Origin of the sequence: Caniella muris, from assembly GCF_943193035.1 — a bacterium.
Classification (GTDB): Bacteria; Actinomycetota; Coriobacteriia; order Coriobacteriales; family Atopobiaceae; genus Granulimonas; species Granulimonas faecalis.
This window is the reverse complement of record NZ_CALPCK010000003.1, coordinates 23,796-48,894: the sequence shown is the minus strand read 5'-3', so window position 1 is coordinate 48,894 and position 25,099 is coordinate 23,796. Positions and strand designations below refer to the sequence as shown.

The following is a 25,099-nucleotide window of genomic DNA, read 5'->3' as shown; positions in this document are numbered from 1 at the left end:
GGGACGGGCGCAGCCCATGGCCCGCGTTTCTCTGACCCCCATTGTACGAGGTAGGCGCCGTGGTCCTGTTCTCGGGCCCGACGTTTTTGCTGCTTGGGAGCCACGGGGACCGCTCGTCTGGGGCCCTCGGCCCGTTGGCGTTCTCCCAGTTGTTCAGCCACGGGGATCATTCCATCGGTCCTCGACCCCCTCGGTGGCTTTTTGACGTTCTCCGAGGTGGAGAGCCAAGGGGATTAACGGCCAGTCGCCGGGTCCCCGTGGCTGGCCTACGGGCTTTTCTGGCCTGTCCCCGTGGCTATCCACCTGTGGTAACGGTTCCGTGGCCGCCGTCTCGGCGGCGTTGTCCCAGCTTGTCCCTGTGGCTTCCCACCTGCGCCTTTGCTCCCTATGGGCCCATGGAGGGAAACGCTGGGCCCATAGGGACGGCTCATCCCCGTGGCTCACGAACTGGGGTTTTGAGGGGATGTGCTCCCTGGGTGACGGTCGTCGCCCTTCTGCCCCTGTGGCTGTCTGCCTCGCGTTTTCCATCAGGGGGCCATGGCGCGGTCCTCGGTCACATGCAGCCGCTCCCCCATGGGGGGTCGGATGGGCCCCGGGCCGGGGCGGAGGTTCTGCCACGCCGTGGCCGGCGCGCCTTTTGGGGCCCCTGTCCCCGGATCTGTCCGGATGCCTTCGTTCCGGCAAGTCCGATGCGGGTTCCTAGGGTAGTTCCGGAAACGGAAATCGTCATGGACCTCCGTTATCGGTACCAAGGAGCTTCAATAAAACCGCAGGTAGACAACGTATCGATAATGGAGCATTTCAATAACGGGCGACGGGTTTTCTTTTCCGGAAGCGCAACGCGCGGAAACCGGTTTCGTTGAAGCGACACTGGTTGCATAAATCTATGAAACCAAAACGACCTTCGGGAGAGACGACGGGGCCGACCCCCGATCCCATCATTTGAAAAACGAAGGGCGCCCCCGGATCGTGCCGGGGGTGCCCTTCGTCAGGCCGTCCTGTGTGGTTCGCGGGTGCCTACATGGCGGCCGCGAGCTTCTTCGCGGACTTGTAGAGGCCCTCCGCGTTGAGGTTTCGACTCCACGCAGAGTCCAGGTACACCACGGGGCACCCGATGCCGCCGGTGTCGCAGATCTCCTCGATGCGACCCTGGAGCTGGTTGGCGATGAAGCGGGCGCCGCCGCCGTAGATGTAGACGACCTCGCAGGAGGTGCCCACACGGCGCCAGACGCTGGTGAAGGTGTCTGCGATGGCCTCGACCAGGGTGGGAGACACGCGGTCGACCTCCTCCATGACCCGCTCGCGGATGCGGCGCGCCTTCAGGGTTTGCTCCTCGGGGTCGATCTTGGGAAGGAGGATTTTCTCCACGGCGCCACGGCTCTCCGCCTGGATACCGGTGTTGGACTGGCGGAGACGGTCCACGACGTCGTCCAAGACGTTGCCGAAGCCCTGGTTGATCGACTTGGAGCACTCGGTGTTGATGGATCCGCCCGAGAAGACCGGGAAGTTCACGGTCCCCTCCCCCACGTCGATGCCGATGACGTCGCCGAGCCTCATGAGGACCTCGCCGGTGTAGGAGGCGTCGATCGTCGCGCCGTTGGAACGGGCGAGGGTGAGGGCGGCCTCCATGAACTCGGGTCCCGTGCTGCGGAGGGCGGCCAGGGCGGCCACGCCCTCGGGGACCACAGCCACCTCGGTGAAGGTGACCTTCACGTCGATGTCGTGGCCGTAGTTGTGGCAGATGACGTGGTGAGGCTCCCTCATGAGGCGGTCGCGGTACTCGGTGCGGTGCTCCATGTAATCGTCGATGGGCAGCGCCACCGACAGGACGCAGTCGGCGCAGAGGCTCTCGGGGACGTCGCCGGCGCTGTCCTTGGCGGCCGCGGCGATGGTCTGGGACGCGACGACGTCGAGGGCGAGCAGCACGGAGAGGGGCTCGTGGCTCTTGGGCACATGGGCGTCGATGTGGAACTGGGTCATATGGCCGCCGGAGGTGACGGCTCGGGTCCCGAAGAGCAGGCGTCCTGCGCTGGTGGCGGGCACTGCGGAGGAGACCACGGTCGCCTCGAGGTGGTTCGCGAGGTCGTCCACGGCGTCGAGGTCGAGCTCGGGGTCGAGGCGAGAGGAGCTCGTGTAGGTCATGGCCGAGGGGACGTCGATCGGGTGGGTCGTGCCGTCGATCTCCACCTTGCCCTTCACCAGGCCGTTGCCGATATCCAGGCCGGCGATGACGTTGTAGTCGGTCTTCACGGTCTTCTTGGTGCTCTTGGTCGTTGTCGCCAAAGCTCTCCCTTTCTAGTGCTCTCCCCTACCCCTGATGCCTGTGGTGGCTGCTCAGGAGAAGTCCAGGAGCCGGTTGATGTCGCTTGCGTCCAGCGTCTGCCCCGCCGGTTGCGGCGAGGCCGCCTTGGGCGGGGTCGAAGGTGCCTCAGGGGCTGGCTCCGTGACAGGGGTCGCCTGCTCACGGGCCTCCTGGGTGTGCTCCTTCAACGCGCGCCTCCGACGGCTGGTCCTCGGGGGACGGACGTCTCCGGTGCCGTGCTCCTTGATGTAGAGCGCCAGTACCATGCGGATGGACAGCGACTTGTTCCGTTGGTTCTCGATCCACTCCCAGACAAGGTCGTTGTCCACGACAGGGTTGTCGTTCACGTCCAGGGTCTCCCCCTCCGGGATGCAGATGGTTACCGTGTCGGCCATGGTGCCTCCTTTCTCACCGATCCTCGCTGCCGAGTTCTTAACTCAGATATTAAGAGATTATTATTATAAGATAATAAGAGGATATTAATAGAGGGAGTCGGTCGTTATTGACCGACGGTCATGCTGGAAATCGTTCCTGACAGGATTCTAGCCGAAAGGACCGGGATTGTCCCTGTAGTCAAAACTAGGAATATCGTGTCAATACTACTGGCAATAAAATCGTGCTAGATAGTGTCGTAAATATATGAGCTACCCAATCGACTTTTGGGCATTCCAGAATATCGGAAACGGGAATTACATTTCCGGAAGTACGTCGTTCCCTTATTGGAACTCTGACTCGGTTTCCGACTCTTGAAAGTCAATAAACCAAGACAATAAGAGAATAAGAGAATATCAATATAAGAGGATATGAATTAGCGATGGATGGCCTTGGGAGGATCCGAGCCCGAGGGGCGGTGCGGCTCGACCGCGGCAGGGTTCGACCCGGGGTTCACCCTTCACCGTGGGATGACCGGTGCCTCCTCCGTGGGACCCGCCCCGGGGAGGCCGGCGAGACCTGCGTCCCCCTCCCCTACCCCTCGGACTCGACCGCGGCGCCCTGTGGGCGCGGCCCGGTGCCCCATCCACGACGCAGGCCCGGATTGTGGCCGGAATGCGAGCGTTTTCCCGTTGAATCGGGGTTTTCCCTCGACGGGTTCTCGACCTGGGCCATAGGCGACGGTTCCTACCCTGGGGACTGGCGATCGTCCCTCGGGCGGTTGCCACTCCCCCACCGGTGCACGTCTGTCCATGGGATCTGGGGCGCCGCGGGCTGGTCCCTGGCACTGCCGGCGCGGGGAGCCCCGTCGTCCGGGCCCTTTGGTCGGAGTGCTCGCCTCCCCTTGTCCGGAACCCTTCCGGGTGGACCGGTTCGCTCCATCCCGGTTCCCCAGGGATCTTCGTTCTGGAGGCCCCCTTGGGGGCGGAGGTATTGAAAACGGTCATGCCGTTTTCCGGATCCGGGATCCGTTCTTTCCGGATTCGTTTTCTCCATCCGATTCCGATATTGCAATCCAACTCCGGGGCCATGTTTCAATGTGAGTGTTCTTGGTTCCGGCATGAACACGGAGGTGTTCAATAGCGTTTTCGATACTTGGAGTCCTACTTCCGGAACCCGATAATGTGGAAGTCGGAAATGAATCCAATAGCAGGATGTCAATAACCAATACCCAATCCCCGGGCTCTGGGCTCAAGGGAGAGCATGCGGAGTGCATTGACGGAAGCGGTCGGGAAAAGGAGCGCGGCAATCCCTCTTTTGGTGGAAGGTATCGATAAACCCAAGGTAAATGATGGGTGACGGGTCATAGCTGCCACCCCTGGCCCTTCCCAAGGGGCTAGGGCGGCCATGATGGGAAGTGGCTTCCCGCCGCGGATTGGGTTCACGACCGAGAGTTTCCGGCAGTGATTCCGGTTTTGGATTAGGTCGTTCCGATAATGTTTTCGGAATAGAAAAAACGATATTGACTACCGTTTCCGGCATGACAGTCAGTATTGGGTCACCATTGGATTCAATAGTTCCGGCACCTAGTCAATAGTGCAGGTGGACTTCCGATATTTGCCTGCGCTATTATCGGAAACAGAATCTTTAGTCCGAAAGCGTTTTCGGAAACGGGTCAATAACCGAGTCAACAGTGGAATCCGTGTCGCCTCATCGACCGATAGGGGAGTGCCGGAGGTCTCGATCTGGGAGGGACCAGCTATGAGTGACGCTTCGTTCGCCGGGTCTCCGGACGACTACACCTGCGACATCTGCGCCCTCACCGGTCTTGCCAAGGAGACCGTCGATGAGGCCGTCGAATGCTTCCGGGACGAGGACAAGGACTGGTGGTCCAACAACGTCGTTGAGGCCGACGGGACCTGGTGGTGCACGGAGCAGCACAGGGAGAAAATCGAGTACTTCCTCGCATATCCCTTTGTTCTGAGCAGCTGGACCGAGCATCACGGTATGGTCTACAGCACCGTCAACTCCTTCCTGAAGTATCACCACCTCTACGAGACCAACTCCAGGAAGCAGCGTCAGCTTTACGGCGGATCCCGCAAGCAGTACGTCTGCATCGACACCAAGCTCGCCGACGCCCTGATCGAGCGTTACTCCCATGGGGGAGAGGTCGTCGACGGGGAAATCGAGCGGGGGTCCGGCAACAGGGCCCCAAGAGGTGTCGACGAGGTCGGACCGGCCCCTGCCGCTACCGAGCCCTTCGGCTATCCTTCGGCCGCTCCGGGCACCTCCGGTCTGCCTTACGGGGGGCCTGTCTCCGACGAGGTCCGTGCCCAGCTGGAGATTCGCATCCAAGAGAAGGACGATCGCATTGATGGCCTCGAGGAGGAGGTCAGGGCCCTTCGGGACGAGATCGAGCGCAGGGTGCAGCAGGAGCGCGACAGGGGAGAGGCTGCCCTTCAGGAGGCCCAGAGACGCTACGAGGAGCTGAGCGAGCGCTACGAGAAGCTCTATGCGGACTGCGTCCGCCTCTCCTATGCCGCCGGTTGCTCCAGGCAGGTCCTCAAGAGGGTCGAGTCCGCCCCCTTCGGCGTCCGCATCTCCCGGAAGAAGTACACGCGCCTCATCGAGGGCGCCGTCAAGGAGGTGGGGGACACCCAGGCCCCAGACAAACCCTCCTCGGACGGGGCGGGGTCCCAGACGTACGACGAGCCCGTCTACGATCCAGGCGACTGATTCTCTGCTCGCAAAGACAAGACGACGGTTTTTAGGGTCCCGGGACGGCGGGACCCTACCTATATAAAACGAGCATCTTGTCCATATCAGACCGGTGGAACACCCTTCTTGTTTTGTTCCACTTCGGATGAGATTCAGAGAAAAACGAGGTAGATGACTCGCAGCTGAAGAGAAACACATAAGTCCCCTGAATACGGTTTACGATGTTCACGGGTGATGCAACCTGAAATATCGAAACCGAACAGAATGGGGACGGCGTGGGGAAGACGGTCCTTAGCAGGCGAGGCTTCTGCGTCGCTCTCACGGCCATGGCAGGTGCCCTTGCCTTTCCGGTGAAATCCCTCGCGGCCCAGCCGGCGCAGAAGATCCTTGTCCCCACCGTCTCCAAGGTGTGTTCCTCCAAGGAGGCGGTGGTGGGGGAGAGGGTCTCGTTCACCGTCACCGTCAACGCACCCTCGGTCTACCCGGCGGACTCCACCTATGCCATCGAGTTGACCGACTCCTCGGATCCGGGCCTTACCCCTGTCGATGGTAGCTTTCGGATTCATCTCCCGGACGGCGTCGAGCGCGACCTTGGCTCCGACATCGCCGTCACCGCGTCCGGTTGGACCCTTTTCGTAGACGACCTCAAGGGCCTCTGTGCCGAGGGCGGCTCTTTCGCCGTCTCCTATGAGTGTGAGGCCGAGCGTCCCGGTTCGTACGTCAACGCCGCTTGGGCGACCTTCCCGGGTAGCGACGGGGGGAGGGACTTGACGAAGGTCTCCGAGACCTCTGTCGAGTATGCCTGGCCCGAGGCCGAGATGCCCCGCACGCGCCAGACATCCGGAACCCTCAAGGGTGTTGTCGGGAAGACCGGAGACACCGACAACCTGACCCCCGTATTTGCAGGGATCGCCGCCGCTGCCGCTGGTGTCACCGGCGCCGTCATCGGTTGCCGCCGCGGCAAGGACGACGAGGGGACCCGTGAATAGCCTCTGGCGGCCCAGGCTCGCGGCCGGGGTGTCCTTGGGGGCGATTGTGCTTGCGGTCAAGGGTTGCCCTGTCGCTCCCGTCTCCGATGCGACCCCGGTGGTTCTCGTCGCGGCCGCCGCATCGGTCTTCAGCTGCCTCGTCGCCCTGGCCCTCATGGGCTGGGACTTCCTGTGGGGTGGTTTCGGTGACTAGGGAGACCAAGGGATCTGCCAAGGGGCGCCTAGGCCGCATCCTGCCCGTCCTGGGCATGGCGCTCGGCCTCGCCCTCATGGCCAGCTTCCCCTTGGTCGAGGCCGTCGACGCCGCCCGCAGGGCCGACGTGGCCGCCTCCATGGACCTCGCCGACAGGGAGGCCGACCGCAGCGCCGACGAGGCCCTCCTCGCCAACGCCGAGGCCTACAACGCACGCTTGGCGGGGAAGGGCGCCGACGGCGTCGAGGTGCTCCCCTACGGGCTCCAGCTCTCCAGGGACGGCCACGACACGGCCTTCGGCTACGTCAAGGTCCCCGCGATCGGCCTCGTGATGCCGATGTACCGGGGTACCTCCGACGCGTCGCTTTCTGCAGGTGCCGGCCACATGGAGGGCACGTCCCTGCCCGTCGGCGGTGCCTCCACCCACGCCGTGGTCACCGGCCACTCCGGCATGGAGGGCATGCGCGCTTTCGACGACCTGCGCCGCCTCTCCGAGGGCGACGTCTTCGGATTCAAGGTGTTGGGCAGGACCGTCTGCTACCGGGTCACCTCATCGGAGGTGGTGGAGCCCGACGACCTCTCGAGCCTTTCCATCGAGCCCGGCGCCGACAGGGCGACCCTCGTCACCTGCACCCCCTACGGAATCAACTCGCACCGCCTTTTGGTCCACGGCGAGCGCTGCGAGGTCCCCGCGGGCTTCGATGGCGCCGTGGGCGTCGTGGAGTCCATGGCCCACGACACGCGCGTCTGGGTCCTCCTCCTGGTGATCTTCGTCCTCCTCGGCGTTTTCGCCGGGAGGAGGGTCTCGAAGGCGCTCCGCAAAGGGCGGGGCGGCGCCTGCGAGGGGAGGGGAGGGCCTATGACCTAGAGCCGCCCCCGTGAGAGGGGCCGGGGAGCCCCAGGAAGACAGAGGCCCCGGGAGACCCGGGGCAGAGAGAAGGAGAGACACATGTTCAGCCCCAAGTCCAAGATCGCCTGCGCCGCCCGCGCCGCCTGCGTCGCCGGCCTGTCCCTGTCCCTTGTCGGCGGCGTCTGCGCCCCGGCCGTCCAGGCTCTCGCGGCCGAGGGCGCCGGTTTCGCCATCACCGGTGCCGTGCAGGGCGAGTCCTACCGAGTCCACAAGCTCTTCGGCGGCTCCTTCACCACCGATGCCGAGGGCAAGCTCCACATGGGCGACATCACCGTCAACGCCGCCAACCAGGCGGCCGTCATCGGCGCCCTCAAGGCCTCCGGCGTCGAGGTCGAGGACGCCAAGCCGGAGTCCATGAGCGACGTGGCCTGGGCCAACAAGATCGCCCAGGCCGTCGCCGACCTGCCCGAGGCCAAGCGCCAATCCTTCGCCAACAAGCTCTCCGGCACCCTCTATGGCAGCGCCGGTAACGCGGACGTCACCGTCGGCGCCGACGGCACCGCCAGCGTGGCCGGCCTCGCCGACGGCTACTACCTCATCTGCGCGAGCGACGCCAACAGCGGCGACGGCTACGTGGCCACCTCCGGCATCCTCGTGCCCGTGAAGGACGGCAAGGTCGCCTCCGCCGACGGCGCGGTGGATTCCGTCGCAGTGAAGAAGTCAGTGCCCACTGTCTCTAAGAAGGTTAAGGACAACGCCACCAGCGAGGTTGGAGACGTCGCTTGGGATAAGGATTACGGCAAGGTGGCGGACACCGGCATCAAGGGTGCCGACGGTAGCCGAGTCCAGTCCGTCGGCTACGAGATCACGGGTACGGTGCCCTCCAACATCGCCGACTTCGAGACCTTCGAGTACAAGATCGTCGACATCCTTCCGGACGGCATGGCGGGTTTCGGCACCACCACCGTGCTCGAGGTTGACACGCTCGACGTCGTGGGTGTCACGATCGAGGGCAACGACTCCCCGACGGTCCCAGCCAAGTTCGTCGTATCCGAGGACGGCAAGACCCTCACCTGGTCGGTCGACGACCTCAAAGCCGCCCTCAAGACCCTCGGTGTGGCGGATGAGGTCATGAAGGATGTGAAGCTCGTCGCGCACACGAACATCCAAGGCACGGCCTTCGGCAACGCTGGCTATTGGGACAACCCTCAGTCTCTCAACAACCCGCTGGTCAACACGGCGCACGTGGAGTTCTCCTACGATCCCTACGTCGACGGCAAGGGCACCAACTCCTCCAACGAGGATCAGGCAAAGCTCTACAGCTACAGCCTCAAGGTGAACAAGGTGGGTGATGACGCCGGGGCCCTGTCCGGCGCCAAGTTCACTCTCAGTGCCGCCACCGAAGGCTCTGACCCTGTCGACTTCGGAAAGAACGTCACCGTTGGCGATGACGGAACCTTCACCTTCACGGGCCTCGAGGCCGATATCGAGTACACCCTGACCGAGACCCAGGTGCCGGCCGGCCACAAGGCCATCGATCCGATTCGCTTCAAGATCTCCGCCACCGTCTCCGCCGAGGGCGACGAGATCACCGCCATCTCGGCCACCGAGACGGCCGACCCCAGCGGCGCCGCCACCTTCACCGTGGACGACGCCACCGTGGTCGCCACCGTCGTCAACATCGCCGGCCCCCAGATGCCCGTCACCGGTATGGCCGGCATCGCGGGCGGCATCCTGGCCGGCGGCGTCTTGATCGCCGTGTCCGGCGTCAAGCTCGCCCGCGCCAAGAAGGACTCCGAGTAGGGGAGTGCCTAGGGGGCCGGGCCGTCCCGGCCCCCTTTGCCCCCCGGCCCACCAAGGGGAGGGCCGGAAACCTGCAGGAGACGAGATAGAGGAAAGGGATCTCGAGATGTCAAGCCGTACCCGCTGCGCGGACCCCAAGCGCACCATCCTGTCCATCGCCATGGCCGCCACCCTGGCCGCCCAGCCGACCCTGGCCGTCGCCGGGACCGCCGTCCAGACCCAGGACCCTTCCGACGCCGCGGTCGAGGTTTCGGTCGAGGAGGAAGGCTCCACCGCGGAGCCGCAGGAGGCGGCCCCGGAGGGCACCGGGGAGGACCTGACGGGAGGCGACGGCGGCCCCGCCGCCGAGGAGCCCACGGCCGGGCCCGTCGCGGACGAGCCGACAGGGGAGGAGCCGGCAGCGGATGCGCCGGCAGCGGAGGCCCCAGCGGCGGACGGCGGCTCCGACGCCGCAACCGTGGTCTCCCCGGAGCCCGTCCCGACCCCCGTCCCGATCCAGGGCCCGGCGGAGTCCGTCCAGGAGGCGTCCCCGACCCTCCGGCGCGCCCTCGCCAAGGAGGACCTCCCCGCACCGACCTTCTCGGTGGCCCTCGCCGAGGGCTTCGACGCCGACCACGTCGAGGTGGACCGCGACGCCATGACGGCCGTCATCGACCTCACAGTCACCAATACCAGCGTCGCCGCCGACGGCACGAGGCTCTGGGCCTGCATCTACATCGACGGCCTGGGGAGCCCCTACTTCATGCCCGGGGCCACCCGCACCGTGTCCTGGCCCGTCAAGGTCACCTCCATCGCGTCCGACGGCACCCTGACCTGGGAGCTGCCCTACCGCGGCTACACCTCCACCGACGACGTCGCCGGCGCCCTCACGCCGGCCTCCATCACGAGCGACATGGTGGCGCCCGTGAGGTGCGAGGTGCCGAGGGGGGAGTGGAGGGCCCGCCTCGACCCGGAGTCCTACGCCTACGGCGCCCAGCGCGACGACGAGGGCCGCTGGCTTCTGCCGATCGCCATTGCGGTCTCCAACGGTTCGGTCGCCTCCGCCGACACCCTCAGGGTCTCCGGCGAGAGGGTCGCCACCGAGGACCACGGCTCCCTCGCCGCCGGCGAGCGCCGCTACATCTCGGCCGCCTACTACCCGACCGAGGAGGAGTGGGCGGACGACCACGTCGACGTCTCCGTGGAGGTGACCCTCCACGGGGAGACCCGCACCCTCCGGCTCCAGTCCCACCTCCCCGACCGCTACTACCGGGCAGACGACGAGACGTGCCCCGTGGGCCTCGAGCTCGTGTCGGCCTCGGTGCCCGAGGGGGCGTCGGCGGGCGACGTGGCGACGTTCCGGGTCTCCGTCACCAACCGCGGCGACTCCGCCCTGCGGGGGCCGGTGAGGCTCGGCGTCGGCAGCCCCTCCGTGGAGATCGCCGACGACCTCGCCTCCGGCGAGACCCGCCAGGTCGACGTCCCCTACACCGTGCGAGCCTGGGACGTCACCTGCGGTAGGATCACGAGCCAGCTGGCGGCCTACGTGCAGAGGTACGAGGTCCGCGGCGCGCTGGACGTCGAGATCCCGCAGCCGGAGCCCTCCGTCGGGCTGACCGTCTCCCAGGCCGGCGACGCCCGCCTCTCCGACAGCGGCGTCTGGACGGTGCCCGTGACGGTCGATGTGGCCTCCGTCGGCGGCGCGTCCGGCCCCGTCACGGTCGAGGTGGCCGACGTCTCCCGCACCGTGGAGCTCGACGCCGGCGCCACCCGCACCGTCGCGGTGGACGTGCCCCTGACCGTCGACGACATCGTGGCCGGCGCCCTCGACGTGGGCGCCTCGGCCTCGTGGGACGGCGGGCCCTCCGTCTCCGCCTCCTGCCGCGCCGCCGTCTCCGACGGGTGCCGCGAGGCCGCCCTCGCCCCGAGGGCCTCGTTCGCCCTGGCCGACGGGGCCGACCCCTCCGCCCTCCCCGCGGCCGAGGACGGCACCGTTACGGTCCCCGTGGCCGTGAAAAACGTCGGGGTGGCGCCCCTCTCCATCGAGGTCCGCGGCCGGACCCTCTCCCTCGAGCCCGGCGCCGAGGGCGTCGTCCCCGTCGTCCTTCCCCCCTCGGCTGTCGACCCCTCCACCGGGAGGCTGAGCTTCTCGGTGCCCTACTCCCTCGAGGGGCCCTTGGGCACCGTCGCCCGCATGCTCTCCCACGAGGGCCTCGGCGATCTCTTCGCCGAGCTCCCGGAGGGTCCGTCCGACGGCGAGACCGGTGGCCCGGGTGCGGGTGACGCCGAGGGTCCCGGGGACCTCCCCGGCGACGACGGCCCCGACACCCCCGGCGACAACCCTGGCGAAGACCCCGCCGACGACCCGGTCGACGACCCGGACGACGTTCCCGGGGAGTACCCGGACGAGGGCCCCGACGCTCCCGGTGACGACCCGGGCGAGGCTCCCGGTGACCCTTCCGACGACCCGGCCGGGGACCCCGGTGTCGGCACCCCCTCCGGCCCCGGCGGCACCGGTGACGGCCGGGGCGTGACCGGCGGCACCGACGCCGTCCCTGCCGACGGCGCAGACGGCGCCGGCCAGGGTGCGGCCACGGCCGCCGCACCGCGTCCCGACGGCGCCCGCACGGGGTCCGTCCCGACCCTCGGCGCCCCCGTCGGTGCCGCCGCGGGCCTCCTGGCCGCCGGCCTCGCGGGCATCGTCCCGCTCGTCCGCTCCCTCACGGGGCGCCGCGGCCGCTAGGTTCCACTCGCTCCCTCACGGGGCGGCCCCCTTCGACGGGGGCCTCCTCCCGGGGAGGTCCGGTCCCGTGCTGAGGGGCACATCGGCCGGACGTTCCCGGGAGGCGGCCTTCGCCAGGAAAGCCCCTTCCGTCTCCTTGCCCCTTCTCTGCCCACGAGAGGATGACGCCATGTCCCGCCGAAACCCCAAAGCCGCCCTTGCGAAGCGTATCGCCGCGGTGGCCCTGTCCGCCCTCATGGTCCTCTCGACCGTCCCCACGAGCGCCGTGGCGGACGCCCTGGCTGCGGCCTCCGCCGACGCCGCCTCGCGCGAGGCGTGGGAGCAGGTGCTCGACGGCCGCATGGGCAGGCTCTACACGGTCGCCTTCGACGCCAACGGGGGCGTAGGCGAGGCCATGGACCCCGTCGAGGTCGGCGAGCCCGAGGTGACCGTCGCCGAGGCCGAAGGGCAGACGGGGGACGGGGAGGCGGCCGACCACGACCCCTCCCTGTACCGGGTGGTCGTGCCCATCCCGGACCTCTCCCGCGAGGGGTTCACCTTCGCCGGCTGGTCGACCACACCCGACAACGAGGACGTCACCGAGACGGTCACCCCCGAGGAGGGGGAGCCCTACGAGCGCGTGGTCACCCGCGCCCGTATCGTAGAGCCCGGCACCGAGCTCGACAGGTTCTCCTTCGCCGGCGACGTCGACGGCGACGGTCGCGTGGCCGACGGCGAGACCGTGGACGTCTTCGACGCCGTCGACGGCGACGGCACGCTCACCCTCTACGCCCAGTGGGCCGAGGTCCCCGTCGTGGCGGAAGACGACGACCCGGCCGACGGGTCCGCCGGGGAGGCCCCCGACCTCGACGGTCCCGTGGAGCCGGGGGAGGAGACGGTCTCCCTCGACGGCGACGAGGAGCTCGTGGCCGCCCCCGCGGCGACGTTCTCCGTGAGGGAGGCGTCGGACGTCCCCGCGAGCGCCGAGGGGGCGTTCGTCGACTCGGTGTCGGCGGAGTGGCTCGACGGGGCCGCCCAGGGAGGCGTGCTGTCCCTCTCCTGCACCGACACCACCGCGGTCTCGGCCCGTATCCGCGTCCGCGTCGCCCTCTCGGGGTCGGTGGACCATAAGGCCGGCACCGTGACCGTGCGCATCCCCAAGCAGGTGGTCCGCGGCCGCGACGGCGCCCTTCTGGGGACCCTCGCCCTCGCCGTGCCCAAGGCCCCCTCCACGAGCGCCACGTTCGCCTACACGGAGGACGGGGACTCCTACGTCCTCGCCAACACCCGCACCCTCTCGGCGGCGACCCAGGCGTCCTTCGAGTTCACCGTGGCCGGCATCGACCCCCTGAAGGTGGCCTCGGGCTCGGTCTCCGATCCCTTCGCGCCCGAGGTGCGCGTGGCCCTGCCCTCCGGCACCGTCATCGGACGCGACGCGGGCCCCCTCACCCTGGGGGTCTCCACCTACGCGGCGCTGGACAACGCCGTGGCCGTGGCCGACAAGCTCGGCGTGGCCGACAGCTCCTTCGTGCCCGAGGGTCTCAAGCTCGAGGGCGACTGGGTCTACGCCTCGTTCAAGACCTACGCCCACGTGACGGGCAGCCAGCCCTACGACCTGTCCCTCTCCGTCCGGGACACGAGCGGCGTGGCCGGGGCCCGGGTCCTGGGGGAGGCGACCCGCACCGTCGGCACGAGCCAGACCGTGTTCGGTAACGCCGCGACCCAGTACGTCTACGTGGCCTATCCCAGGTCGGCCTTCTCCGACGGCAACACCTACCACCTGTCGGTCGGCTGCGACTGGAGGGCCGAGGGCGCAGATGACGGCAACGTGACCTCGAAGAGCGCCTCGGCCGTGAAGTCCTACAGCCCCAAGGCCTTCGAGAACCCCCAGGGCGCCTTCAACGTCTTCAAGGAGGGAGCCGGGGAGTACACCTGCGACTCCGACATCGTCGAGGACGGCAAGGCCAAAGTCGCCGGCCTCTACCCGACGGCCCTGGACGAGCTGGCGGCGGGAAGGGACGTGCTCGTCTCCTGGAAGGTCGAGCAGCTCGGCTTCGACGCGGCCTACACCTGGGAGGACCTCGACGGCGACGGCGAGCAGGACGACGGAGAGTTCGGCCGTCGTCCCGTGCGCTACACGATCTACGACGACGCCGTCGTCTTCGACCACGACAAGGCCCTCACGGGTCAGGACTACGAGTTCTGCCGCATCCGGGTGTCCCGTTTCACCCAGCGGAAGTGGACCCAGTCCGACAGGACCCAGAACGCCTACCGCAACACCGGCTACCACACCGCCTGGGGCCAGGTGGAGCCGGGCGACTGGTGCTACCTACCCTGCGAGGCCGACGGGCTCGCAGGCACCATGCGCTTCTTCGCCACCGACGGATCCGGGGCCGAGAGAGAGGTGGGCACCTACACCCCCGCCACCGGCACCTACACCGCGTCCAACGGCGCCGTGGCCGACGGCGACGGCATCGACCTGCCCTCCGGCGCCGTGGCCTGGCGAAGCGAGCTCGACACCAGGGCCGACGCCCAGTGCTGGGACATCATGGCCACCGTGCGCCTCAAGGCGTCCTCGCCCAAGGTCTCCGACGCCGTGGCGGCTCTGTTCGCCGGCGAGGACGACCCCTCCACCCAGATCGACAACTCGGCCCGCCTCACCATCCTCCCCGAGTCCCGCGGCCGCGTGGTCTTCGACCGCACCAAGACCGGCCGCGACTACCTCGAGGGCCTCACGGTCTCGGTCGAGGCCGCCCAGGACGTGAGCGCGACCAACGACGTGGACGCCCAGCGCGCATCCCTTTCCTACAAGACGACGGTGACCCGCGCCTCCAACGTCGCCTCCCGGAGCAACCTGTGGGACAACGCCTACGTCCACGAGGCCTCGGGCACCTTCTGGGAGCTCCTGCCCCCGGGGGTCGTCCCCGACGTCACCTCGGTCAGGGCCCTCAACGGCGACGGCCGGAGCGCCGGCACCGTGGGCGCCGTCAGGGCCCATGAGGACTGGGAGGGGACCGGCCGCACCATGCTCGAGGTCCCCGTCACCTGGAGCACCGGCATCCGGGCCCTCGTGACCGACGGGGACCGCCGCGTCTCCGGCGACAGGTTCCGCCTCGCCTTCGAGGCCTCCATGACCTGGGCCGCCATCGCCGACTGGGGCGACGCCCCCGTCTGCCACGCCATGTACGTGACCGACTCCGACAGCCTCGCCAACGCCTCCGGGCGGGCGGGGGAGGTGCCGGGGCGGACCGGCGCCCACACCCACAGCGCCGAGGCCGCCTCGGGGGCCGAGGGGGCGTTCGCGGCCGTGGGAGGGTCCGGCCCCGTGGCCGTCTACGCCAAGTCGGCGAAGCCCCTGGGCGTGGACCGCGCCTATGCCACCGGCCTCTCCAAGTCCGTGGACGTGAACGGCGAGAACCGCTTCTCCCAAGGGCTTTCCAGCCCCACGGCCCAGGGCATCGTCCAGGACGAGCGCAACGTCTGGAGCGGCGGCGACTACACCTACCGGATCCACGTGGAGAACGACGAGGCGACCCGCCTCTCCGGCATCGTCCTGCTCGACTCCCTGGAGAACTACGACCCCTCCGGCGTCGACGCCGGGGACACCCACTGGAAGGGGGAGCTCTCCTCCATCGACCTGTCCCAGATGAGGGCCGCGGGCATCGACCCTGTGGTCTACTACTCCGGCCGTGACGACCTCGTGTTCGACGAGGGCTACCCCCTCGACCTCTCCGACGCCTCGGTCTGGTCCACCGAGCGCCCGGCCCACGTGGGCGCCGTGGCCATCGACTGCACGCGTGCGGCCGACGGCGGGCCCTTCACCCTCGACGCGGGCGCGTCGGTCTCGGCCTACCTCAGGATGTCCGCGCCCCTGGTCTCGGAGGTGGCCGCGGACAACGGCGTCTCCCCCGACGCCGTCGTCGACTCCACCCTGGCCGACATCTCCGACGAGGGCGGGTCCGGCGGCTACCACGCCTACAACAACGTCGCCATGGCCGCCTCCAAGACGAGCGCCCAGGGCGTCGCGGAGCCGTCCCAGATCGTCCATATGGACTACACCAAGGTGGGCCTCAAGGAGCGCTCCGTCGAGGTGACCAAGGTCTGGGACGACGACTCGAACCGCGACGGCACCCGCCCGGGCTCGGTGACCGTGCGCCTCCTGAGGGACGGCGCCGACACCGGCCGCACGGCGCTGCTCTCCGAGGACAACGGCTGGCACGGCCGCTTCGGCGACCTGGCCGGCGGGACCTACACGGTGGCGGAGGACGTGCCCCAAGGCTACGTCGCCTCCTACTCGAAGTCCGTGTCCGGTTCCGTCGAGTCCTGGCGCGTCACGAACCGCCATGTGCCCGAGACCGTGGCGGTGTCGGGCACCAAGGTCTGGGACGACGGCCACGACGCCGCCGGCCGCAGGCCGGCCTATGTGACGGTGGGGGTCTGGGGCACGCCGGAGGGCGGTCCGGAGAGGCTGTACCGCACGGTCCGCGTCTACGCCCCCGAGGCTCCCGAGGGCGAGGGGGCCGGCGACGAGTGGCCCTTCACCGTGGCCGGCCTCAAGGCCTTCGATGGCGGCCGAAGGGTGACCTACCGCCTGGGCGAGACGGGGGCCGAGACAGCCTACTCCTCCGAGGCCTTCCACGAGGCCTCCCAGAGCGTCGACGGGACCTGGACCATCGTCAACACCTATATGCCCTACGGCCGGCTCGACGTGGTCAAGCGGGTCGTCGGCTACAGCCCCGAAGGGGCCAGGCACCCCTTCCAGGTCCGGTTCTGGGACCGTGACGGGGCCCCGGTGACCGAGGCCGTCGCCCTCGAGGTCGCGGGCGACGAGACCTCCTACGTTCCCGGCCAGGTCTTCGAGATCCCCTCCGGCCAGACGGCCTCCTTCCCCCAGGTGGGGGAGGGTTGGACCTACGAGGTCAGGGAGCTTCCCGCCCCCGGGTGGAGCCTTGTCAGGTCGTCGGGCGCCAACGGGACGGTCAAGGCCGGCGCCACCGTAGAGGCCGCCTTCGAGAACCGCTACACGGCCACGGGCACCGCCTCCTTCGAGGCTGAGAAGGAGCTCGTCGGCCGCGACGTGGCGGCCGGCCAGTTCTCCTTCACCTCCCAGCGGGTGGAGGCGGGGCAGGCCACGGGGCCGATTGCGACGGTGAAGACCTCCGAGGGCGGCAAGGTCCCCTTCTCCTTCGCTCTCTCCATGACGGACGTGGGAAGGCGCGTCACCTGGGAGCTCAAAGAGGTGAAGGGGTCGCTCTCCTACATCACCTACGACACGAGCGTCTACCGCGTGAGCGCCACCGTCGTCGATGACGGGGCGGGGCGCCTGTCGGCGACCGACTGGGAGGTGAGCAGGCTCGATGGCGGCGCGTTCGCGCCCGTCGGGGAGTGCCGCTTCGTGAACGGCTACTCGGCCCAGGGCTCCTACGGCATGCCCGTGGCCAAGACCTGGCCCGGATGGGGCGGCGTCTTCAAGGGCCTCGGGGCGACCAAGGACCCCACGGGCCACGGCTTCGCCGACGCCCTGCCGGTGGATCAGTGGTGGTACAGCTCCGGGACCACGCCCTTCCTCATCGCCGCCTACGACGGGGAGGGAAACCAGGTGGCGACCACCCGGCCCGACAGCGTCACCGGGACCTGCACCCTCGGCATCAGGGCCAACATCTACAGCCGGCTGTCCGCAGACGGGTCCTGGGAGCCCGTCTACACCCTGGGCGACCAGACGGTGGGGGAGGAGGAGTTCTTCGAGCCCCACACCTACACGGTCAAGGAGGTCGTGGACGACTCGGTCTTCACCCGTGACTGGGCGACCCGGTGGGTCGACGCCGACAAGGCCGAGGCCTTCGCCCAGGCCGTGAGGGACGCCATGGTCTGGGACACCCACGAGGAGGAGGTGACCCTCCGGTTCACCGACAACGGCAAGGGGGCCATCGTCGCCGAGATCGTCGACGGGCCCGGGAGGGCCGCTTTCGAGAACGGCTTCCAGGAGGGCTCGGTCACCGTCGAGAAGCAGATGGAGCCGGACGGCGACGCCAACCGGGAGTTCACCTTCCACGTGCAGGTGGAGGGGGGCCCGGACGAGGTGGAGGTCGCCTGGCCCGAGGAGCCCAAGGGCGTCACCTTCGACGGCAACGGCGGAACCGTGGGCGGCACGGACTCGCAGACCCTCCCCTATGTCCCCGGTGGCTCCTACGAGACCGGCGAGGTCGCAGGCCCGTTGGGCTACGAATTCCTCTGGTGGGGCGACAGTGACGGCAACAAGGTCGACCTGGGCGCCGTGCCCGACGGAGGCACCGTCTATGCCACGTGGCTCGACTGCTCCAAGAGCGGCAGGGTCAAGAAGGAGTCCGGCACCTGTTGGTGGGGCATCGGCTCCGACGGGACCCTCATGGTCGTCCCCAAGGACGGGTCCAGGGGCGAGTTGGAGAACCCTGAGTCTTACGCACGCTCTCCCTGGCACGCATTCCGCATTAATATCATGCGTGTCGCCAGCATCGGTGACATCGTACTGCCGAGTGACGCCAGTAGGCTGTTCTACGACTGCAAAAATCTGCGTGAGCTCTCCGGCCTCTCCTCCTGGGACGCGACCCAGGTCAAGAGAGCAGATTCAATGTTTAGCGGTTGCACGAATCTCGAGAGCCTCGACGGTCTGGGCGGGCTCGACTTCCGAGGTGTCGAGACCCTTGCCGAAATCTTCTTCGAGTGTAAAAACCTGACCGACATCAGCGCCCTGAGCTCGTGGACCTTGGAGAGCGCCACCAACTGCGGTCCCATGTTCTTCGGGTGCAGCAGCCTGAAGAGCCTCTCCGGCATCGGCAACCTCAGGCTGCCCGAAGGGGCGAATATCAGTTTGATGTTCTGCGGGACGAGTTCCCTTGCCGACATTTCGGCGATCGGGGATTGGGACTGGAGTCGCAGGTACACTAACTCCGGCAATTTGTTTGATGGGGACGGAGCCCTGTTCCTCACCTGTCTCCGGATCCCGACCTTCCCGGCCACGCTCTCGGACGACGAGGTCGCCCTGCGTTGGGACAACTACAGGGGCGCCCTGGGCTCCTTGGACGGTTCCGTCCTCTCCGCGACGTGGCGAAAGGGCTCGACGACGGCGACCCTCGAGTCGATCCTCGCCACGGAGGATGTGGGCACCCTGCGCGGGGGCACCCTGAGCGGCACCTGGAACAGGGTCGGAACATCCCTCGCGTCGGACCTCTCGCCCGTCCGCGCGGCGTCTCCTGACGGGACGTCCGAGGCGGCCCCCCTGGGCCTCGGCGCGCAGGCCGCCGCCGCCCCGGCGGCCCCCGAGGCGGTCGCGTCGGCGGGGGACGGCACCGTCGTCGCCTCCGGCACCGTGGGCTATACCGACGTGCCCTGGACCCTTTCCGACGACGGGGTGCTCACCCTCCACGGCGGCGCCGGGGCCACCCTGGAGGTCATTGGCGGCGGGGCTGTCGACGGCGGGTGGAAGGATGCCGACGGCAACTACGCCGTCGACTTCAAGCAGAAGGTCGTCTCGGTCCGGGTCGACGGGGAGCTGTCCGCCACCTCGCTTCGCAATGGCTTCCAGGGCTTCTCCGCCCTCTCCGACATCTCAGGGCTCTCGTCCCTGGACCTCTCCGGATGCACCGACCTCTCAGGGGTCTTCGGCAGCTGCTCGAGCCTCTCCGACATCTCCGGGCTCTCGTCCCTGGACGTCTCCGCCTGCACCGACCTCTCAGGGGTCTTCCAGGGCTGCTCGAGCCTCTCCGACATCACGCCCCTCGCCTCCTGGCGGCCCGGCAGGGCGGCCGGCGGCGCCGTGAGCCTCGAGTACACCTTCAACGGCACCGCCATCGAGGACCTCGACGCCCTGGAGGGGTGGTTCGACGTGCGGGAGGCCGGCTCCGAGGCCCCCGTGGTGGACCTCTCGGGGACCTTCGGCCACTGCAGGTCCCTCACGGACGCCTCGGCCCTGCGCTTCTGGTACGTCTCCCGCTCGCCCTATGACCGCGGGAGGACCTTCACGGACACCCCGGCCCTCACGAGGGTCGGCACCGGATTCGTCTCCGCGGCGGGCTCCCACGACCCCGCCTTCAGCGGGTGGTCGGACTCCACCATGGTGGGGAGGTCCCTCTACGAGAGCAACGACAAGGTCGCGAGCGCGGGCTCTCTGTGGAGGACCCGCTACGGCGACGGTGACCGGGCCTTCTCCGGCGGCACGGGCGAAGCCATGAGCTGGACCAACACCACGGACGGCATCTGGGAGCTCGTCGACTCCAACAAGACGGTCTCCTTCGACCTCAACGGCGGCACGGGCACCGCCCCCGACCCCGTAGAGTTCGAGTGGGAGGGGGAGTCCGGCGGGACCGTCGAGATCCCCGACGGGTCCGCCCTGACGGGCCCCGCCGGCAAGACGTTCGCCGGGTGGTGCCGCGACCCCGAGGGGTCGGGCCCGATCGTCGTGCGCGACGAGTACAACACCTCCTGCAACGCCTCCGACCTCATGGACGCCTCCGAGGACTCGGTCACCCTCTACGCCGTCTGGAGGAACGCCCCCGTCACGGTGGAGTTCCTCGGCGCCGACGGGTCCGTCGCCGCCTCCTTCGAGGTCGACCCCGAGGCCGGTGTCGCCGAGACCCCCTGGGTGGAGCCGCCCGCCGGCAAGCGCCTCGTGGCCTGGGCCCCCACGGCCGCCCCCGACTCCCACGTCCTGCCGGGCCGTGGCACCGGGGCCGTCGACGCCTCGTGGGCCCAGGGGGGCAAGGTCTCCTTCGCCCCGGTCTTCGAGGATCTCGCGGGCACCGTCGAGGGGTCCGACGGCACCTACACCATCCATCTGCGCCCCGGCGAGAAGGCGACCCTGAAGGGCCTGCCGGCGGGCGCCGCCTACAGGGTCTGGGAGGAGACGGCGGCCGGCTGGGTGCTGGTGTCGTCCTCCGGGGACATGGGGACCGTCCTGCCGGGCGCCGACTCCACCGCCACCTTCGTCAACGCCTACCGGCCCACCGAGGTGCGCGCCGAGGTCCATGCCCAGAAGGAGGTCGTGGGCGCCGGGACCGCGAGCCCCTACGGCTACGTCTTCGAGCTCGTGGACGACTCCGGCGAGGTCGTGTCCAAGGGCGTCTCGGGCACCGACGGCTCCGTGAGGATCCTCACCCCCGCCCTCAACCTTCCCGGCACCTACACCTACAGGGTCCGCGAGGCCGCGGAACAGCCCCATGCCTCCATCGGGGCCCTCAAGATGTCCATGGACGACACCGAGCGAACCGTGGTCGTGACGGTCGCCGACGACGGCCAGGGCCGCCTCGTGGCCGACGTCGCCTACGACGGGGCGGGGATGACCTTCACCAACGTCGTCGAGCCGGGTACCGTCACCGTCACCAAGCAGGTGACCGTGTTCGACAGGTTTGGCACGTTCGCGGGGCCCGGGGCCGGGAGCTTCGACTTCGTCGCCACGTTCGAGGACGGCCGCACCGAGGAATTCCGGCTCGCCCACGGCGAGAGCCGCGTGCTCTCCGTGCCCCACGGCCAGACGGTCAGGGTCGAGGAGGTGGACGTGCCCGCCGGCCATACGCTCTACGTCCGCGTCAACGGCCTTGACGTGGGCGGCGACGGCGTCTCGGCAATCGTCGAGGGGGTCTCCGGGTCCGACATCCCCGTCTCCTTCACCAACGCCTACCATGCCTCCGGCACGGTCACCCTCTCCGCCAGGAAGTCCGTCCCCTCCATGGGAGAGGTGCCCCCCTTCATCTTCAGGGCGCGGTACGACTCCTACAGGTGCCCCGAGGGGGCGAGCTGGGGCGACTGGGCCGAAATCCGGGTCGGGGGCCAAGGCTTCGGCCCCGGTCGCAACGTCTTCTCCTCCGTCGAGAGCCTGGGAGACGGCCTGGTCGAGTTCGACGAGGTGCTCTTCACCATGCCCGGCACCTACACCTTCGACCTCTACGAGGTGGTGGGCGACTCCGACGCCTACACCTACGACGGGCACCACGTGACCGCCACGGCCACCGTCACCGACAACGGCGACGGCACTCTCTCGGCCTCGGTGTCCTACGACGGGTCCCCGGTGCCGCCGACCTTCACCAACACGGTGGCCACCAAGCGGCTCCGGGTCTCCAAGGAGCTCGCCGGGACCGCCCACGACGCCTCCGGGGAGACGTTCTCCATGAGGCTGTCCGTGGGCCCCGTGGACGAGGCCGCCCTCGCCTCCCTGCACCTCACCCAGGCCCAGGCCGAGGTCGCCCTGACGGTGGACGGCGAGCCCTACGTTTCGGGGGAGGCCTTTGCGGTCTCCGCCGGCCAGACTGTGACCGTCGAGGGCCCCGCGGCCATCATCGACGCGGTCACCGCCGTCACCGAGGACGAGGCCCCCGGGTACACGGCGTCCTACTCCGAGACCGTCGAGGAGGGCGTGCGGACCCTCGTGGTGACCAACTCCTACGGGGCAGCGGGCACGTTCCACGCCAGGGCCCGCAAGACCTTCGACGGTGAGGCGCCCGGGGACCGCCGCTTCACCTTCGAGCTCCGCGACGGTGACGGCAACCTCCTGGCCAGGGCCTCCAACGACGGCGCCGGCGACGTCGCCTTCGACGGGGTCGAGGTCACCGAGCCCGGCACGTACCGCTACTCCATCACCGAGGTCGACGACGGCCAGGACGGCGTGGACTACGACGGCCGCGAGGTGGAGGTCTCGGTGGTCGCCACCGACGCCGGTGCCGGAGAGCTCTCCTGTGAGGTCTCCTACGACGGGTCTCCCGATCCGCCCGTCTTCGAGAACCGCACGAGGGCGGCCCTGGCCATGCCCGCCGCCGGGGGCACCGGCCTGCCCGCCGCCCTCGTCGCCGCCGGGGCCGCGATGTGCGTCGCGGCGCGGATTCGGTCCTGGCGCCGCCGGGACGGGCGGTAGGGGTCGGTCCAAGGCCGCATCGGGGCCGGGTCCTTCGGGGCCCGGCCCCTTTCTCTCTTCACCCTCGTCCCGTTCGTCACTGACTTTTCGGATAGCCGCAGGTGGGTGCTGCAGCATCCAGACCCTCGGGGCCCCGTTCGGCGATTCTTGGGTCGATAGTGTCCGACAGCCGGCTTTGGACCCGGCGAGACATCGAGGAGAGCCCATGAGAGTGACCATTGAGACCAGCACCTCCTACGAGACCTTCGAGGTGCCCGAGGGCTGCGGGGTCGGCTTGAAGATGGTGTCCCTGCCCATGTCCGACATCGCCATCGAGGTGGTGAGCAAGAGCGCGGACGGGGACGCGACCCTCGGCCAGTGCCTCGTGGCCACCGGGTCCCTCGACGAGTTCGACGACATCGACGACCTGATCTCCAAGGCCGTCGAGGAGCCCCGCTACGGCGGGTGCTGCCTCCGCTCGATCCGCCTCGGGGATCTCGTGCTGTTCGACTGGCGGGGCGACAGGCTGCCTGCCACCTACGCCGAGGGACGGTGACCGCGGCCACCTAGGCGGTCAGGGAGAAGAGCGCCCGCGTACTGCTCTGGGCCCCGAGACGGCCCGCCTGCTTGAGCTTGGGGCCAGAGGGGGCATGGCCCTCGCGGCGGTGTCCATGGGGGCCAGGTCCTTCGGGGCCCGGCCCCTTTCCGTTCCGGATTCGGGCCCACCCGTCACCCGACCTTGGGCTGCATTTTGGAAAATACCGAGGTAGATGGCTTGATACCGTCTCGGTCCCACCCAACGGCCTCTCCAGTCCCCCTAGAGTCGTTCCTAGACAGACACCTGCGAACGGACCCGCACGAGGAGGACGCCATGCTCGTGGTCATTGAGGGAGAGACATTCGTCGAGACCTACGACGTGCTTGACGGGAGGGGGGTGAGGCTCGAGGCGGTGCCCATCGACGAGTACGTCGTGGGGGTGCGCATCGTCGCCTCCGACGGTGGCGGCGAGCGCGTCGTCGGCGTGTGCCCCCTGGCCCATGGGAGGGCTGAGGAGGCGGAGAGCCTCGACGCCGTGATCTCCATGGCCGTGGAGGACCCCGAGATGGGGGGCTGCGGCCTCCGCTCGATCTCGGTGGGCACGGTCTCGCTCTTCGACAGGGGGGACGCCCTCCATGTGTGCGCGTAACAACCGCCAGCTGAACGTCCGGGTGAGCCAGACCTGCCGGGACCACGTCGTGGCCCTGGCGGAGAGCCGGGGGTGCTCCCTGGGCGAGGTCGTGGACAGGGCCGTGGCGAGGCTGTGGTTGTCCCAGGCCCTCGAGACCCCCTCCCAGGAGGTCCATCTGAGGCTCCTTGCCATGGAGGCGGACCTCCGCGCCGCCCGGGCCGACGCCGCCGAGGCCCTCGCGGCCTCGTCCCGGCAGGCCGTCATGGCCGCCGCGTGCCTCACGGCCTCCCTGGAGGCCCTCACGGCCCTCGTGGAGCCTGCCGGCGAGGACCGGGCGCACGAGTCCCTGGACAGGCTCGCGGATGCCGTGGCCGCCCTCTCGGCCGCCGTGGCCGGTGCCGGAGACGGCCCGTCCGCCCCCGACGGCGCCGACCCCGGGGCCGCGGCCGAGGATCCGGAGAACGACGATGGGAGCACCCATGAATGAAGTCCTGGCCCGCGAGGTGGGCCTCATCGGATGCGACGCGCAGGTCCGCGGCGAGACGGTCCGCGTCCGCATCCCCAGAAACGCCGTGGAGGCTGCCCGGGCGTCGGTCCCGGGCATCGAGGCCGACGACAGGACCATCGTGTGCGCCGCCCTGAGGATCATGGCGGACGAGCCCGCGGGGCGCCTCGACTCCCCCCGGGTGGCAGACGTCATCGCCGCCTTCGGTGCCGTCGAGGCCCCGGGGAGGGCCCATGGGCCCTCAGACCCGTCCCTGCCGGCCTCCCTCGACGAGGCCCTGGGGCGCGTCGTCTCCGCCGTCGCCAGGCTCGAGGAGAGGGTCGGGGAGCTCTCGCGGGCGTCCGCCGACCTCGCCCAGGAGGTCCAGGAGGACCTCACCGAGATGGCCGTCGAGGTGACCCAGGCGAGGACCGCCTCCGAGGCCGCCTGCGTCGCCTCCGGCATCGCCTTCGCGGGGGAGGGCTTCGACCAGGGCCTCACGGCGGCCTTCTCCCGGTGGACCAAGGAGAGCCACGCCTCGGTGGGCACCTTCGACACCGCCTTGGCCGACTTCGTCAAAAGGATCGCCCCCGGGCCCGCCGTGGCCTCGGAGTTCGCCCGCCAGGCGGACGCCGCCATGGGGGAGTAGGGGGGGTCTTGG

General features: G+C 68.8%; 12 protein-coding genes. 10 read left to right on the top strand and 2 right to left on the bottom strand.

Translation table 11 applies throughout. From position 1 onward, the window contains the following. Positions 1 to 1,017: 1,017 nt before the first annotated feature. Positions 1,018 to 2,283, bottom strand: coding sequence for a ParM/StbA family protein (locus tag NFR49_RS09435; protein WP_251159351.1), 1,266 nt, complete (start codon positions 2,281 to 2,283; stop codon positions 1,018 to 1,020). 51 nt (positions 2,284 to 2,334) lie between these two features. After that, entirely contained in the window at positions 2,335 to 2,697 is a 363-nt protein-coding gene (locus tag NFR49_RS09430; RefSeq protein ID WP_251159350.1) for a hypothetical protein, read from the bottom strand. A gap of 1,738 nt (positions 2,698 to 4,435) precedes the next feature. Between NFR49_RS09430 and NFR49_RS09425 the strand changes: the two genes are divergently transcribed. From NFR49_RS09425 to NFR49_RS09380, 10 genes are all read left to right on the top strand, one after another. Then, positions 4,436 to 5,410, top strand: coding sequence for a hypothetical protein (locus NFR49_RS09425; protein ID WP_251159349.1), 975 nt, complete (start codon positions 4,436 to 4,438; stop codon positions 5,408 to 5,410). 257 nt (positions 5,411 to 5,667) lie between these two features. Then, a complete protein-coding gene (locus NFR49_RS09420) occupies positions 5,668 to 6,381 on the top strand; it encodes a hypothetical protein (protein ID WP_251159348.1) in 714 nt (237 codons plus the stop codon). Between the two features lie 185 nt (positions 6,382 to 6,566). Then, entirely contained in the window at positions 6,567 to 7,442 is an 876-nt protein-coding gene (locus NFR49_RS09415) for a class C sortase (protein ID WP_251159347.1), read from the top strand. 81 nt (positions 7,443 to 7,523) lie between these two features. Then, positions 7,524 to 9,227, top strand: a complete 1,704-nt coding sequence (locus NFR49_RS09410) for a SpaA isopeptide-forming pilin-related protein (RefSeq protein ID WP_251159346.1) — start codon at positions 7,524 to 7,526, stop codon at positions 9,225 to 9,227. 106 nt (positions 9,228 to 9,333) lie between these two features. Then, complete coding sequence (locus NFR49_RS09405; protein WP_251159345.1) at positions 9,334 to 11,949, top strand: hypothetical protein; 2,616 nt, start codon at positions 9,334 to 9,336, stop codon at positions 11,947 to 11,949. A gap of 169 nt (positions 11,950 to 12,118) precedes the next feature. Continuing rightward, entirely contained in the window at positions 12,119 to 22,807 is a 10,689-nt protein-coding gene (locus tag NFR49_RS09400; RefSeq protein ID WP_251159344.1) for a Spy0128 family protein, read from the top strand. A 205-nt stretch (positions 22,808 to 23,012) separates the two neighbouring features. After that, positions 23,013 to 23,342 carry a hypothetical protein gene (locus NFR49_RS09395; RefSeq protein WP_251159343.1) on the top strand — a complete coding sequence of 110 codons (330 nt, stop codon included), beginning with the start codon at positions 23,013 to 23,015 and terminating at the stop codon, positions 23,340 to 23,342. Between the two features lie 315 nt (positions 23,343 to 23,657). Next, complete coding sequence (locus NFR49_RS09390) at positions 23,658 to 23,972, top strand: hypothetical protein (RefSeq protein ID WP_251159342.1); 315 nt, start codon at positions 23,658 to 23,660, stop codon at positions 23,970 to 23,972. Beyond that, a complete protein-coding gene (locus NFR49_RS09385) occupies positions 23,959 to 24,441 on the top strand; it encodes a hypothetical protein (protein WP_251159341.1) in 483 nt (160 codons plus the stop codon). The genes NFR49_RS09390 and NFR49_RS09385 overlap by 14 nt, the downstream gene beginning before the upstream one ends. Further along, the gene (locus NFR49_RS09380) at positions 24,434 to 25,087 is read left to right on the top strand and encodes a hypothetical protein (RefSeq protein ID WP_251159340.1); all 654 of its coding nucleotides are present in this window, start codon (positions 24,434 to 24,436) and stop codon (positions 25,085 to 25,087) included. The genes NFR49_RS09385 and NFR49_RS09380 overlap by 8 nt, the downstream gene beginning before the upstream one ends. The last annotated feature ends 12 nt before the right edge of the window (positions 25,088 to 25,099 follow it).

What these genes read in the sequence shown, in the direction of transcription:
- NFR49_RS09430 (WP_251159350.1), bottom strand. Translation starts at nt 2,697, where the DNA reads ATGGCCGACACGGTAACCATCTGCATCCCGGAGGGGGAGACCCTGGAC.
- NFR49_RS09425 (WP_251159349.1), top strand. Translation starts at nt 4,436, where the DNA reads ATGAGTGACGCTTCGTTCGCCGGGTCTCCGGACGACTACACCTGCGAC.
- NFR49_RS09410 (WP_251159346.1), top strand. Translation starts at nt 7,524, where the DNA reads ATGTTCAGCCCCAAGTCCAAGATCGCCTGCGCCGCCCGCGCCGCCTGC.
- NFR49_RS09405 (WP_251159345.1), top strand. Translation starts at nt 9,334, where the DNA reads ATGTCAAGCCGTACCCGCTGCGCGGACCCCAAGCGCACCATCCTGTCC.
- NFR49_RS09400 (WP_251159344.1), top strand. Translation starts at nt 12,119, where the DNA reads ATGTCCCGCCGAAACCCCAAAGCCGCCCTTGCGAAGCGTATCGCCGCG.
- NFR49_RS09395 (WP_251159343.1), top strand. Translation starts at nt 23,013, where the DNA reads ATGAGAGTGACCATTGAGACCAGCACCTCCTACGAGACCTTCGAGGTG.
- NFR49_RS09390 (WP_251159342.1), top strand. Translation starts at nt 23,658, where the DNA reads ATGCTCGTGGTCATTGAGGGAGAGACATTCGTCGAGACCTACGACGTG.
- NFR49_RS09385 (WP_251159341.1), top strand. Translation starts at nt 23,959, where the DNA reads ATGTGTGCGCGTAACAACCGCCAGCTGAACGTCCGGGTGAGCCAGACC.
- NFR49_RS09380 (WP_251159340.1), top strand. Translation starts at nt 24,434, where the DNA reads ATGAATGAAGTCCTGGCCCGCGAGGTGGGCCTCATCGGATGCGACGCG.